General features: G+C 25.8%; 14 protein-coding genes. 8 read left to right on the top strand and 6 right to left on the bottom strand.

What is annotated here, in order from left to right; translation table 11 throughout:
* Positions 1–369: an FtsL-like putative cell division protein gene (locus H0H44_RS01245; protein WP_185871868.1), complete on the bottom strand. Its 369-nt coding sequence runs from the start codon at positions 367–369 to the stop codon at positions 1–3.
* Between the two features lie 23 nt (positions 370–392).
* Entirely contained in the window at positions 393–1,289 is an 897-nt protein-coding gene (rsmH, locus tag H0H44_RS01240) for a 16S rRNA (cytosine(1402)-N(4))-methyltransferase RsmH (protein ID WP_185871867.1), read from the bottom strand.
* A gap of 90 nt (positions 1,290–1,379) precedes the next feature.
* Between rsmH and tgt the strand changes: the two genes are divergently transcribed.
* Both tgt and H0H44_RS01230 read left to right on the top strand, forming a co-directional pair.
* The gene (gene tgt / locus H0H44_RS01235) at positions 1,380–2,507 is read left to right on the top strand and encodes a tRNA guanosine(34) transglycosylase Tgt (RefSeq protein ID WP_185871866.1); all 1,128 of its coding nucleotides are present in this window, start codon (positions 1,380–1,382) and stop codon (positions 2,505–2,507) included.
* 12 nt (positions 2,508–2,519) lie between these two features.
* A complete protein-coding gene (locus H0H44_RS01230) occupies positions 2,520–3,596 on the top strand; it encodes an LptF/LptG family permease (protein WP_185871865.1) in 1,077 nt (358 codons plus the stop codon).
* Here the strand turns inward: H0H44_RS01230 and H0H44_RS01225 are convergent, their stop codons facing one another.
* Positions 3,597–5,057, bottom strand: coding sequence for a Do family serine endopeptidase (locus tag H0H44_RS01225; protein ID WP_238786148.1), 1,461 nt, complete (start codon positions 5,055–5,057; stop codon positions 3,597–3,599). It lies immediately after the preceding gene.
* A gap of 146 nt (positions 5,058–5,203) precedes the next feature.
* Between H0H44_RS01225 and dapF the strand changes: the two genes are divergently transcribed.
* Complete coding sequence (gene dapF / locus H0H44_RS01220) at positions 5,204–5,989, top strand: diaminopimelate epimerase (RefSeq protein WP_185871863.1); 786 nt, start codon at positions 5,204–5,206, stop codon at positions 5,987–5,989.
* A gap of 24 nt (positions 5,990–6,013) precedes the next feature.
* Positions 6,014–7,102, top strand: a complete 1,089-nt coding sequence (locus tag H0H44_RS01215; RefSeq protein ID WP_185871862.1) for a zinc-binding metallopeptidase family protein — start codon at positions 6,014–6,016, stop codon at positions 7,100–7,102.
* Here H0H44_RS01215 and H0H44_RS01210 read toward each other — a convergent pair.
* Positions 7,092–8,102, bottom strand: a complete 1,011-nt coding sequence (locus H0H44_RS01210) for a redox-regulated ATPase YchF (RefSeq protein ID WP_185871861.1) — start codon at positions 8,100–8,102, stop codon at positions 7,092–7,094. The two genes, H0H44_RS01215 and H0H44_RS01210, sit on opposite strands and share 11 nt — an antisense overlap.
* A gap of 81 nt (positions 8,103–8,183) precedes the next feature.
* On the opposite strand from H0H44_RS01210, the gene tatC reads away from it, so the two are divergent.
* Positions 8,184–8,999 carry a twin-arginine translocase subunit TatC gene (tatC, locus tag H0H44_RS01205; protein WP_185871860.1) on the top strand — a complete coding sequence of 272 codons (816 nt, stop codon included), beginning with the start codon at positions 8,184–8,186 and terminating at the stop codon, positions 8,997–8,999.
* A gap of 34 nt (positions 9,000–9,033) precedes the next feature.
* Here tatC and H0H44_RS01200 read toward each other — a convergent pair whose 3' ends face one another.
* Positions 9,034–10,359 carry an OmpA family protein gene (locus H0H44_RS01200; RefSeq protein WP_185871859.1) on the bottom strand — a complete coding sequence of 442 codons (1,326 nt, stop codon included), beginning with the start codon at positions 10,357–10,359 and terminating at the stop codon, positions 9,034–9,036.
* Positions 10,360–10,450: 91 nt separating this feature from the next.
* Positions 10,451–10,900: an SsrA-binding protein SmpB gene (smpB, locus tag H0H44_RS01195; RefSeq protein ID WP_185871858.1), complete on the bottom strand. Its 450-nt coding sequence runs from the start codon at positions 10,898–10,900 to the stop codon at positions 10,451–10,453.
* A gap of 101 nt (positions 10,901–11,001) precedes the next feature.
* Between smpB and H0H44_RS01190 the strand changes: the two genes are divergently transcribed.
* The 3 genes from H0H44_RS01190 to H0H44_RS01180 are packed head-to-tail and all read left to right on the top strand — an operon-like array spanning position 11,002 to position 13,228.
* Positions 11,002–11,859, top strand: coding sequence for a transketolase (locus tag H0H44_RS01190; RefSeq protein WP_185871857.1), 858 nt, complete (start codon positions 11,002–11,004; stop codon positions 11,857–11,859).
* Positions 11,860–11,906: 47 nt separating this feature from the next.
* Positions 11,907–12,899, top strand: a complete 993-nt coding sequence (locus H0H44_RS01185) for a transketolase family protein (protein WP_185871856.1) — start codon at positions 11,907–11,909, stop codon at positions 12,897–12,899.
* Positions 12,890–13,228, top strand: a complete 339-nt coding sequence (locus H0H44_RS01180; protein ID WP_185871855.1) for a nucleotide pyrophosphohydrolase — start codon at positions 12,890–12,892, stop codon at positions 13,226–13,228. The genes H0H44_RS01185 and H0H44_RS01180 overlap by 10 nt, the downstream gene beginning before the upstream one ends.
* The last annotated feature ends 3 nt before the right edge of the window (positions 13,229–13,231 follow it).

Genomic DNA, 13,231 nt, shown 5'->3' with positions numbered 1-13,231 from the left:
TTATTGTATTATCTTTTCTTCTTCTATAACATTATTATTAACATTTACGTTATCTTTTTCATTTTCTATTATGATCAATTCATATGGAGGAGTATCTAAATGTTTTAATCCATTAACTAATTTTTTTCTTATAAAAGAGGATAATTGCATTTTCATACATTTACTATGTATATCAGCATATACAGATTTTAATTCCTTTATTTCTTCGCTAATTTTATTCACTTTTCGAATTTTTCGATCCATCATATGTGAACTGGTAATACTAATTAAAGATAGTAAAGTAATAAAAACAATAAAATTCCAACTACGATAAGCATTTTCTCTGACTAAAAATTTTCCTTTTAGGATATCTTGTATATTTTTTTTCATTCTATGTATTTTTTTTATGAATTCTAAATTTTTTCTGCAATTCTTAATTTCGCACTTCTAGATCGTGGATTATTTATGATTTCTTTAAAACTTGGTTTAATCACTTTTTTATGGATCATTCTGAATGGAAGAGTTTTAAAATTGATTTTATTTATTATAATACCTTTCTTAAAAAAATACTTAATGATTCTATCTTCTATAGAATGATATGAAATAACGGATATTCTACCTCCTGGTAATAGAATTCTAGAAGATTCTAACAAAAAATTTTTTAAAACATTTATCTCATTATTTACTTCTATTCGTATAGACTGAAAAAGTCTAGAAAAAAATCTTTTTCTTTTTTTAAAAGACCCTTTTATAAAAAAAATATGAACTAAATCTGAGGTTGTCTTAATATTTTTTTTTAAACGTTTTTTTAATATTTTATCCGTAATTTTTCTTGCATTTTTAAATTCTCCATATTCATAAAATATATGAAATAACTCTTTTTTTGAACATTCATTTAAAACATTTTGAGCAGAATAAAAAGATTCTTGATTCATTCTCATATCTAAAATACAATTGAATCTATTCGAAAAACCTCTTTTAGGATTATCTATTTGTAAAGACGAAATTCCTAAATCAACTAATATTCCTGATACTTTCTCGATACAATTTTGATTTAAAATATCACGTATGTGAATAAAATTATTATGAAATATACGAAAACGTTTATCTTGAATTGTGTTTCTTTCTATGGATTCTTTATCCTGATCTAAAGCTATCAAAATTCCTTTTTTATTTAATTTTTTCAAAATTGCATTAGAATGTCCCCCTCCACCAAATGTAGCATCTATATAAATACCATTTTGATCTGTAATCAAATTTTCTATACTTTCTTTTACAAGAACTGGTTTATGATAATAATGAAAATTCATTGTTTATGATATGAAACGAAATTATATTTTATTATTATAACGATATATTGCATATATCGTTTAATTTCTCAAAATTTTAATTTTTTTTAAATGAAATTTAACTTAATTAAAACAGATAACTTTTCCAAAGCAAGAATAGGAATTTTAGAAACAGATCATGGAAAAATAGAAACTCCAACCTTTATGCCTGTAGCTTCAAAAGGTTATATCAAATCTGTTCCAACATACGAACTTTGCAAAATGTTGTATAAAATAATTCTCGGAAATACTTATCATTTATATCTTCAACCTGGTATTGAAGTATTACATAAAGCTGGAGGGATTCATTCTTTTTTAAATTGGAAAAAATCTATACTAACAGATAGTGGAGGTTTTCAAATTTTTTCTATGAAAAAATTAAATAAAATTTCTGAAGACGGAGTTAGATTTAAATCTATTATAAATGGATCTTTTCATTTTTTTTCTCCTGAAAAATCTATGAAAATTCAACGTTTTATAGGTGGAGATATTATTATGGCTTTTGACGACTGTCCTCCTTTTCCCTGTAGCTACACAGAGGCAAAAAAATCTGTAAAAAAAACACATCGTTGGTTAAAAGAATGTTATTCTTATTTGCAAAAGAATCCAGAAATATATAATTATAAACAAAGTTTTTTTCCTATTATACAAGGAAGTATTTATAAAGATTTAAGAAAATCTTCTGCAGAAGAGATATCTTCATTAGAAACAGAAGGTTATGCTATAGGTGGATTAAGTTTAGGAGAAGAGAAAGAAGAAACATACAGTATTACTGATTTATTAACAGATCTTTTACCTAAAGATAAACCTAGATATTTAATGGGAATAGGATATCCTGTAGATATTTTAGAAGGAATTTCTCTTGGGATAGATATGTTCGATTGTGTTATACCTACAAGGAATGGACGTCATGGAATGTTATTTACATGGAAAGGTATCATGAATATAAAAAATAAAAAATGGGAAAAAGATTATTCTTGTTTAGATAATTATGGAAATTCTTATGTAGATAAATACTATAGTAAATCTTATGTAAGACATCTTTTTTTATCTAAAGAAAACTTAGCAAAAGAAATAGCATCTATACATAATCTTTCTTTTTATTTTCATCTTATTCAAGAAGCAAAAATTCATATTATGAAAAATAATTTTTTTTATTGGAAAAAATCCATACTTCCTTTCTTACAAAAACGTTTATAATATAAAAAATTTATGAAGATTATTGATCGTTATATTATTCGTAAATTTATTGGTACTTTCATATTGATTACTATTTCGCTACAATTTATATCTGTGATTATAGATATTTCTCAACGGATGCATCGTTTAGAAAATAATCAAGGATCAATTAAAGAAGCTTTAATTTTTTATTACCCTTTTTGGTCTATATGGTTAATTAATACTTTTTCTCCTATTTCCGTTTTTTTATCTGTTATTTTTTTCACATCTAAATTAACTAAAAATTCAGAAATTACAGCGATTCTATTAAGCGGTATTAGTTTTAAAAGATTGACACTTCCTTACTTAATATCAGCTATTGTAATAGGAATGATAGCTTTATTAACAAATTATTATTTGTTACCTTTTGCTAACAAAAAAAAAAATAAATTTCATTATCAATATTTGTTAAGTCCAAGGCAGAAAAATAAATATGAAAAAAATCAAACTATATTTACTCAAATTTCAAAAAATGAATATATTTTTATTCGAAATTTTTCAAAAAAAGAAAATCTAGGAAAAGAATGTATATACCAAAAATTTAATGGAAACAAATTAATATATATTCTAAAATCCAGAAATATTTTTTGGTATAAAAAATATAAAACATATGTTCTATTTGATTATAGAGAAACTCTAATCAAAAAAAATCGTGATTCTTTTACTACAGGAGATTATAAATTAATGAAATTTCCTATAAATCCTGATCAACTTTTACCTGAGGTATACATAGCAGAAACTATGAATATTCATGAATTGAAAAAATTCATTGATACAGAAGGAAATAAGATTAATATGAATATACATTTAAATGAATATTATCAAAGAACAAGTTTACCCTTTTCTACTTTGATATTTACTATTTTGGGATTATCCATATCTACTAAAATAAAAAAAGGAGAAATTGCTTATAACATGATTATAGGAATTATATTAGCTTTTTTTTATGTTTTTTTTATAGAAATCACAAAAACATATTCTAATAAGGATTATATTCCTCCTTATCTAGCAGTTTGGTTTCCCAATATGATTTATGGAACAATTACATTGTTTTTTTATTACAAAAAATAATTAATTCATTTCAAATCCTGCTATATATATTTGTCCATTTTGTTTAATATACTTTATGGTAACATCTCCTGAATATTTCTTTAAAACTTTATCAACATCATTAGGTTTTATCATTTTTTTTCCATTAATCGATAAAATAATATCTCCTTCTTCTAATCCTATAGCACTTAAACGACCTATTCTCATTTCTATGATTTTAATACCATAACTAATTCCAAAATCTTTCTTAGCTTCTCGACTAAGTGACTCAAATACTGCACCTAATAATTCAGATGGACTAATCTGCTCCTTAGTTCTTATTGTTGTTCTTCCTTGTAAATCCTTTAAGATAACGTTAAAAGTTTTTTTCTGTTTATTACGTATGATGTTTACTTTGACTTTATCTCCGGGGTATTTTGTTCCTACAATAAATGATAAATCTGCAACGTTCTGTATAGGTTTATCATCTATGCTTTTTATGATATCTCCTTTTTTTAGTCCTGCATCTTCCGCTCCACTTTTTTCAAAAACTTCTCCTATTAAAAAACCCTGTTGTGGTTTTATATTTTGATGTGTTTCTTTATTATAATCTTTTAAATATTCTGTTTTAGTAAGATCCATCCCTCTTACTCCTAAATATGCACGTTGTACGGTACCATATTTTTTTATATCTCGTATCACTTTTACTACCAAATTAGAAGGAGCTGCAAAACTATATCCTATAAAATTACCTGAAGATGAAGAAATAGCTGTATTAATTCCAATTAATCCCCCATTAGTATTGATTAAAGCCCCTCCGCTATTTCCAGGATTTACAGCTGCATCTGTTTGAAAAAAAGATTCGATTGCTGTTTGTGTTTCTCCTTTTAATATCCCTAAACTTCTATTTTTTGCACTTATGATTCCTGCTGTAACAGTAGAGTTTAAATCAAAAGGGTTTCCTATTGCTAAAACCCATTCTCCTACTTGTACTTTATTAGAATCAGAAAAATAAATAAAAGGTAGATTTTTTTCATTTATTTTTAATAAAGCTATATCAGTACTAGAATCCGTTCCTATTAATTTCGCTTTATAAGTTCTTTGATCACTAAGAGTAATTTCTATTTTTTCTGCATCTTTTATGACATGATTGTTAGTAACAATATATCCGTCAGGTGATATAATCACTCCAGATCCATGAAGTCCAGGAGTATCATTTTTTTGAGGTTTCCTCCTGCTATTTCCAAAATCATCAGGAAAACCAAAAAAGAAATCAAACGGATCAAATTGATTGTTATACTTTTTTGAATAATTTTTTACATTTACAACTGCATGTATGGTTTTTGACACGACTCTGGTAAAATCAGGAAATCCAGCAGAACTAACCAATGACGATGAAGAATTTGATGAAGTAAGTTTTGATAAAGATGATGTTGTATATGGAAAAAATAAAGGTTCCTCAGCGTATTGTTTATATGCAGCAATAGTTATTATTGAACTCATAATACTGCTCAACACAATATAAAAAACTATTTTCTTCTTCATGTATTTAAAAATATTTACATAAAACACAAATATATGTAAATTATATAATTTTGTTCGTTAAATTATATTAACTTCTAGTTGTTTGTTATATTATTGTGGTTATTATGGATTTGAGTTTTTATAAATATCAAGGAACGGGTAACGATTTTATACTTATAGATTCTAGACAGAAAAAAATAGAAAATTCCTTTTTACTCAAAAAATTGTGTGATAGACATTTTGGAATTGGTGCAGATGGAATTATTTTGATTCAGAATGATGATAAAAGTGATTTTTATATGAAATATTGCAATTCTGATGGAAAAGAAAGTACAATGTGTGGTAATGGAGGAAGATGCGCCATTTCTTTTGCTAAAAAATTAGGTATTTACAAAAATAAAATTCATTTTCGAGCTATAGATGGATATCATAATGGATTTATAAAAGATAATTTAGTTTCTTTAAATCTTGTTGATTTAGAGAGAAAAACAATAAAAATTCATACAAAATACGTTTTTTTAAACACGGGATCTCCACATCATATTATTTTCGTAGAAAATATAAAAGAAAAAAATGTTTATAAAGAAGGGAAAAATATTAGATATCAAAAACCTTATTTAGAAAAAGGAGTTAACGTAAATTTTGTAAAAATACTTGAAAATAATATGTTACAAGTACGTACTTATGAAAGAGGGGTAGAAAATGAAACTTTATCCTGTGGAACAGGAGTTGTAGCTTCTGTTATTGCTGCATGTGAAACGAATAAAATAAAAAGTAATTTTGAAAAAATTTTAATCCAAACTCTTGGAGGAAAATTATGGGTCTCATTAGAACAAACAAAAAGTGAATATAAAAATATTTCCTTAACTGGAGATGTTAAATTTATATTTAAAGGGTCTATTTTTATTTAAACTAAACAATTTATAAAGAAAAAAATGAGTAATTATTCATATTCTATAGACAGTGATTCTATTAAATTTCTTGAAAAATATTTAAACGAATTTTCTCCAACAGGAGATGAAAGTAAAGGACAAAAAATATGGACTAATCATATTAGTTCTTATGTAGAAAAAATACAAACTGATTTATATGGTACAGCAGTAGGTATTATTAATCCTAATTCTCCATATAAATTGATTATTGAAGCTCATGTAGATGAAATATCATGGTACGTTAATTATATTACAGAAGAAGGAATAATTTATGTTTCTCGTAATGGAGGATCCGATCACCAAATCGCTCCATCTAAAAGAGTAATCATTCACACGGAAAAAGGGTTTGTTCATGGAATATTTGGATGGCCTGCTATTCATACAAGAAAACTTTCAGAAGAGAAATCTCCTAGTGTTGAGAATATATTTGTTGATATTGGTGTTTCCAGTAAGGATGAAGCAATTAATATGGGTGTTCATGTAGGTTGTATCATTACTTATCCTGATAAATTTTTTATTATGAATCACAATTATTTTGTATCTAGAGCATTAGATAATAAAATAGGAGGGTTTATTATAGCAGAAGTAGCAAAAACTATAATAAAAAATGGAATTGATTTACAATTTGGGTTGTATATAGTAAATTCAGTTCAAGAAGAAGTAGGATTAAAAGGAGCTAAAATGATAGCTCAAACTATACAACCTCATGTTTCTATTGTTACAGATGTCATACATGACACTTACAGTCCCATGATTGATAAAAAAATACAAGGAGATGTTAAATGTGGATTAGGACCTGTTATTGGATATGCTCCTTCAATACATAAAAATATTAGAGAATTGATTATTAATACGGCTAATAATAAAAAAATACGTTTTCAACGTTTAGTATCATCTAGATATACAGGAACAGATACAGATGCTTTTGCTTATTCTAATAGAGGGGTATTGTCTGCTTTAATTTCCATTCCACTTAAATATATGCATACTACAGTAGAAATGGTTCATAAAAAAGATGTCGAACAAGCAATATTATTAATATTTGAAACTTTACAAGCAATTAATAATAATAATCAATTTTTTATTGGTTAATTCGAAAGTGAATGATATCTCCGTCTTGTATAATGGAATTTTTTCCTACTAATTGCAGTTTACCTTTTTTTTTAACATTTTCTTCGGATCCATATTTTATAAAATCATCATAATGAATAATTTTTGCTCGAATAAATCCTTTTTTGAAATCTGTATGAATTGCTGAAGCAGCTTCATATGCTGTGCATGGATTAGGAATTGTCCAAGATCGAATTTCTTTTTTTCCTACCGTAAAAAAACTTTGTAAGTTTAACAGCTTATAAGTTTCTTTCAGTACTTGATTTATTCCCATCCAATTCTTTTTCAAAGATACAATTACAAAAGTGGAATTTTCCATTTTTACTATTTTTTTCATAGTTTCTAGATGTAAATTATTTTGATAATTTAACTTATCATCCACATTACATACATAAATAACAGGTTTTATAGTCAGTAACTGTAAATCTTTGATATGTTTCTTATCATCTTTTTGAAATGGATACATTCTAATATTTTTTCCTTTCTTTAAAAAAGAAAGAATATCTTTTAAGATATGTGTATGTTGGTTGACTTCGTTTTTTTTAGTAATTTTTTCTAATCTTTTTTCTATCGTTTCTAGATCTTTTAATTGTAATTCCATATCAATAATTTCTTTATCTCTAATAGGATTAATTTCCCCTTCCACATGAATAATGCTTACATCGTGAAAAAAACGGATCATATGTATGATAACATTTGTTTCACGAATATGAGATAAAAATTTGTTACCTAAACCTTCTCCTTTATGTGATCCTCTTATTAATCCAGCTATATCTACTATCTTTATTTCAGATGGAATTATTTTGGTGGGATTAATAATTTTTTTTAGTTTGTATAATCTATCATCTGGAACTTTCGTAATTCCATAATTAGGTTCTATGGTACAAAAAGGAAAGTTCTCTGATGAAACTTTAGAGTTAGAAATAAGATTAAAAAATGTCGATTTTCCTGTATTAGGAAGACCTATAATTCCACATTTCATGATCTATTTTTAGATGTTAGTTTAATATAAAAAATTACAATTTTTTATTTGAAAAGAAGTATTATTTTGTTAAATAATAATATGAATGAGGATAAAAAAATTCCGTTTTGGAAACATATTGAAGAATTAAGAAAACATGTAATTCACTGTTTATTTGCTATACTCATATCAATGATTATTTTAATGAATAATAAAAATATTATATTTGACTGTATTATTTTTGCTCCATCAAAAACGGATTTCATTACTTACCGTATACTTAAAAAAGTATCTGATTCTTTTTTAGGAATACATTTGAATTCTGTTTATTTTTCTTTTTTACACAAAAATTTAGAAATACAAAATAGACAAATATTTGGACAATTCAATATTTATATATGGACTTGTTTTGTAGGAGCAATTATTTTATCCTTTCCTTATGTTTTTTATGAATTTTGGAAATTCGTAAAACCAGCTCTTTCAGATGAAGAAAAAAAATATTCTATATGGATATTAATTACAATCACTGTTTTGTTTTTATTAGGAGTTTTTTTTGGTTATTTTATATTATGTCCATTTTTAATTCATTTTGGATATTCTTTTAAAGTAAGTGATGTTCCAAAAAATATATTTGATTTATCAGATTATATTTCTTTAATTGTACACTCAGTATTTTCTATGGGTATTATTTTTTTGTTTCCATTTTTCATATTTTTCCTTACTAAAATGGAATTAATATCCCATTCATTTTTAAGAAAATACAGAAAACATGCTTTTTTGATTATGTTAGTTATAGCATCTGCTATAACGCCTGGAGATATTTTAAGTACAATCATAGTCTTAATTCCTATCCTGATACTTTATCAAGTGAGTATATGTATATCTTTTTATACAAACAAAAATAAAAAAGTCTCTTGATTCTTTCTTTAGAGACTTTTTTTTTGTAATGTATTTATTGTGATGATTTTCGTGTTATAATTTCAACACGACGTCCTTTTTTCTTTCCAACACCTAATCCTCTAATTTCTATCCTAGAGGGATCTACACCTTTAGAGACTAAAGCTTCAAATACAGAATTTGCCCTTTTTATAGATAAAATTTTATTATAATGTGGTTTTCCATGAGCATCTGCATATCCATTTATATAAAATTTAGAGTCAGGAATATGATGGATCATAATTTCAGAAATTTTATCAATAATTTTTAAATAACGAGGAGATAATGAAGATTTTCCCAATTCAAATAAAATTGGACTAAAAACTACATTAGGAATAGGGGTAGGGATAGGGCATCCTTTATTTTCTTTTTTTCCAAATTTATTAGGACACTTGTCTTCATAATCTGGAATATTGTCGAAATCTGTATCAGGACAACCTTTAAATTTTCTTAATCCAAATTGGTTTGGGCAAAGATCCTCCTTATTTAAAATTCCATCATTGTCTGAATCTTCATTTAAAATTCCATCATTGTCTGAATCTTCTTGATGATCATAGAAGTTTTTTTCTTTTTCATCTTCTACTTCTACAAAGTTTTTTTCTTTTTCATCTTCTACTTCTACAAAGTTTTTTTCTTTTTCAGAAGAAGGAATAAAAGAATTATCATATTTATCATGATTATTAGGATCAATATTAGATTGAAAATTACCAAAACGTAAAATCAACCCTATGTCATGTTTCCAAAAATTTAAATAATCTATTGATCTTTTCACAAATACATGGTTATAAGTAGTTTGAAAGTTAATTCCGAAATTGGATATTATCCATAAGTTTAAACCTAATCCACCGTCTAATAGAGGAAAGTTCTGTTTTTTTGTTTTAAAAAATTTTTCATCTGAAACTTTTAACTCTCTATAAATATAACCATTGGTTTTATGAATACCCATTCCTAACCTAAGATAAGGGTCTAATTTGTAATTAGGAGGTAAGATATATAAATTAATTCCATGACTCAACTTCATGAAAGGAATATCTATTAAATTCCACCTTATATTATTTACCATTCCTGATGATCCCTCTAAATAAAAGCCTATATATTTATTTATTTTATATTTTAATTCTAAGTTAGAAATAGTAGGAAAAAAGCTATTATTTGTTTTTACAAAAAAATTTTTAAAGGGATTAAAAGAAGATGTTATAGGATAATAATTTATATCTTGTAATCCTATTTGAATAAACCATTTTTCTTTTTCTTTTTCTTCTTTTTTCGAATCTTGGGAATAGACAGACGAAAAAGAAAAAAAAGTAAATAAAGCAACAATAAAAAAATTGACGTTTTTCATAAAACTATAATTTCTTTAAAACATAAAACAAATATAAATATTTGATTTCAAACCAATATAAATATTTGATTTCAAACCAATAAATTTTATTTTATATACGATTTTTAAATTTGAAAGATTGTTTATTTTCTCTAAATAAGTCCTTTTTTCGTATAAACTCACGTTTATCATATATTTTTTTTCCTTTTGCTAAAACTATTTTCATTTTTATATATCCTCTTTCATTAAAAAATAATTCAATAGGAATTAAAGTCAAACCTGGATTTTTTAATTTTTTGTTAATTTTTGTTAATTCTTTTTTTTTTAATAATAATTTTCTTTCTCTTCTACTTGAATGATTCCAATTAGTTCCAAATTGATATTCAGATATATACATATTTACAGAATACAATTCTCCATTTTTTATTTGACAAAAACTATCTATTAGATTAACCATATTTTGTCTTATGGATTTTACTTCTGTACCAAATAACTGTATTCCAGCTGTATAGTATTCTAAAAAATGATATCTAAATCTTGCTTTTTTATTTAGAATACTCATAATTAATTGTTATTTTTGTGCTTCAAATAATGTAATCAAGTTAAGCCTTATTTTTTAAGGATAAACCAAAAATACAAAAATATACAAACAATATTGAAAAAATGAATGTACGTTATTTAAAAAATTTGTGTATTCAAGTAAGAAGAGACATTTTACGTATGGTAAATGATGCTAAATCTGGCCATCCTGGTGGATCTTTGGGGTGTACAGAGTATTTTGTAGCTTTATATCAAAAAATTATGCATTATAATCCAAATAAATTTTATATGGATGGTAAGGGAGAAGATCTTTTTTTCTTATCTAATGGACATATATCTCCTGTTTATTATAGTATATTAGCTCGTTCTGGATTCTTTTCAATCAAGGAATTATCTACTTTTAGAAAATTAAATTCTCGTTTACAAGGTCATCCGACAGTACATGGAGGACTTCCCGGAATACGAATTTCTTCTGGATCCTTAGGTCAAGGAATGTCTGTATCTATTGGTGCTGCTTTATCAAAAAAATTGAGTAAAGAATTTAGTAGTATTATTTATAGTTTACATGGAGATGGAGAGTTAAATGAAGGACAAATTTGGGAAGCTGTTTTATATGCAGGTTCTAGAAAAATAGATAATTATATTGCTACTATAGATTATAACGGACAACAAATAGATGGAAGTACAGATGAAGTGTTACCTTTAGGTAATTTGAAAAAAAAGTTTGAGTCTTTTGATTGGAAAGTTATAGAAGAATTAGAAGGAAACAATATTGAAAAAGTAATTAATGTTTTGAATCAGGCCAAGAAACAAATTGGAAAAGGAAAACCTATTTTAATCATTTTATATACCCAAATGGGATATGGTGTAAACTTTATGGTCGGAAATAATAAATGGCATGGTAAATACCCTAATACAGAAGAATTGAAGAAAGCTCTTTCCCAACTTCCTGAAACTTCTTTAGGAGATTATCCATTATAATATAATTAGGAATTTAGAATAGGAATTTAGAGATTAGAGAAAAGATTATGAAACAATATAAAAATAAAGGAATAAAAGAAACTAGAGCGGGGTTTGGAAAAGCTTTAACTTTTTTAGGGAAAACAAATCATAAAGTAGTCGCATTATGTGCGGATTTGACAACTTCTTTATTTATGGATCAGTTTTCTAAAGAGTTTCCTGAAAGATTTTTTCAAATAGGAATAGCGGAAGCCAATATGATTGGGATAGCTGCAGGACTTAGCATTGGTCAATATATTCCATTTACTGGAACATTTGCTAATTTTGCAACATCTCGTGTTTATGACCAAATACGTCAGTCAATTGCTTATTCTTACAAAAATGTCAAAATATGCGCTTCTCATTCCGGTCTAACTTTAGGAGAAGATGGAGCAACACACCAAAGCTTAGAAGATATAGGAATGATGAAAATGTTACCTGGTATGACTGTTATTAATACTTGTGATTATAATCAGACTTATGCAGCTACTTTAGCAATATCTAATTACTTAGGTCCAGTATATTTACGTTTTGGTCGTCCTGCTGTAGCTAACTTTACAGATGAAAATCAAATATTTGAAATAGGAAAAGCAATAACTCTAACAGAAGGAAAAGATGTTACTATTGTTAGTACAGGACATTTAGTATGGGAGTCTTTAGAAGCGGCTAGAATTTTATATGAAAAAAATGGAATAGAATGTGAAGTGATTAATGTTCATACAATTAAACCTTTAGATGATAATACAATTTTGAAATCTGTTAAGAAAACAAAATGTATTGTTAGTGCAGAAGAACACAATTATTGGGGGGGGTTAGGAGAAAGTATTGCCAGAGTATTAACTACCCATATTCATAATGAAAAATATTCCGTTATTCATAGTTTAGTGGCTGTTAATGATACTTTTGGAGAAAGTGGTAAACCTATGGAACTATTAGAAAAATACAATATTAATCGTAATTCTATTATCAATCACGTACAATTTGTTATTAGAAAAAAAATAAAAAATAAATCTTGGAAATAAAAAATTTACAAAAATTAGTTCATAAGTGGATAATCAATCATGGAATTCGTTATTTTAGTATTTTAACTAACACAATTCTTTTATCTGAAGAAGTTGGTGAAGTTTCTAGAATTATTGCTAGAAATTATGGGGAACAATCGAAAAAAAATGGTAAAGAAAAAGAAAAAGAAAATGAAGATCTTGGAGAAGAATTATCAGATGTATTATTTATCATAATTTGTTTAGCAAATCAAACTGGAATTAATTTGGAAGAATCTTTTCATAAGAAATTGAAAAAAAAGGAAATAAGAGACCATAATAGGCATCATAAAAATAAAAAATTAAAATGAAAT

The sequence above is a fragment of the Blattabacterium cuenoti genome (assembly GCF_014252115.1).
Lineage (GTDB): Bacteria > Bacteroidota > Bacteroidia > Flavobacteriales > Blattabacteriaceae > Blattabacterium > Blattabacterium cuenoti_AK.
This window is presented reverse-complemented; position numbering and strand designations above follow the sequence as displayed.

Excerpts from the sequence above, each read along its gene's own strand:
- H0H44_RS01245 (WP_185871868.1), bottom strand. The coding sequence starts at position 369 with ATGAAAAAAAATATACAAGATATCCTAAAAGGAAAATTTTTAGTCAGA.
- rsmH (WP_185871867.1), bottom strand. The coding sequence starts at position 1,289 with ATGAATTTTCATTATTATCATAAACCAGTTCTTGTAAAAGAAAGTATA.
- tgt (WP_185871866.1), top strand. The coding sequence starts at position 1,380 with ATGAAATTTAACTTAATTAAAACAGATAACTTTTCCAAAGCAAGAATA.
- H0H44_RS01230 (WP_185871865.1), top strand. The coding sequence starts at position 2,520 with ATGAAGATTATTGATCGTTATATTATTCGTAAATTTATTGGTACTTTC.
- H0H44_RS01225 (WP_238786148.1), bottom strand. The coding sequence starts at position 5,057 with ATGAGTTCAATAATAACTATTGCTGCATATAAACAATACGCTGAGGAA.
- dapF (WP_185871863.1), top strand. The coding sequence starts at position 5,204 with ATGGATTTGAGTTTTTATAAATATCAAGGAACGGGTAACGATTTTATA.
- H0H44_RS01215 (WP_185871862.1), top strand. The coding sequence starts at position 6,014 with ATGAGTAATTATTCATATTCTATAGACAGTGATTCTATTAAATTTCTT.
- H0H44_RS01210 (WP_185871861.1), bottom strand. The coding sequence starts at position 8,102 with ATGAAATGTGGAATTATAGGTCTTCCTAATACAGGAAAATCGACATTT.
- tatC (WP_185871860.1), top strand. The coding sequence starts at position 8,184 with ATGAATGAGGATAAAAAAATTCCGTTTTGGAAACATATTGAAGAATTA.
- H0H44_RS01200 (WP_185871859.1), bottom strand. The coding sequence starts at position 10,359 with ATGAAAAACGTCAATTTTTTTATTGTTGCTTTATTTACTTTTTTTTCT.
- smpB (WP_185871858.1), bottom strand. The coding sequence starts at position 10,900 with ATGAGTATTCTAAATAAAAAAGCAAGATTTAGATATCATTTTTTAGAA.
- H0H44_RS01190 (WP_185871857.1), top strand. The coding sequence starts at position 11,002 with ATGAATGTACGTTATTTAAAAAATTTGTGTATTCAAGTAAGAAGAGAC.
- H0H44_RS01185 (WP_185871856.1), top strand. The coding sequence starts at position 11,907 with ATGAAACAATATAAAAATAAAGGAATAAAAGAAACTAGAGCGGGGTTT.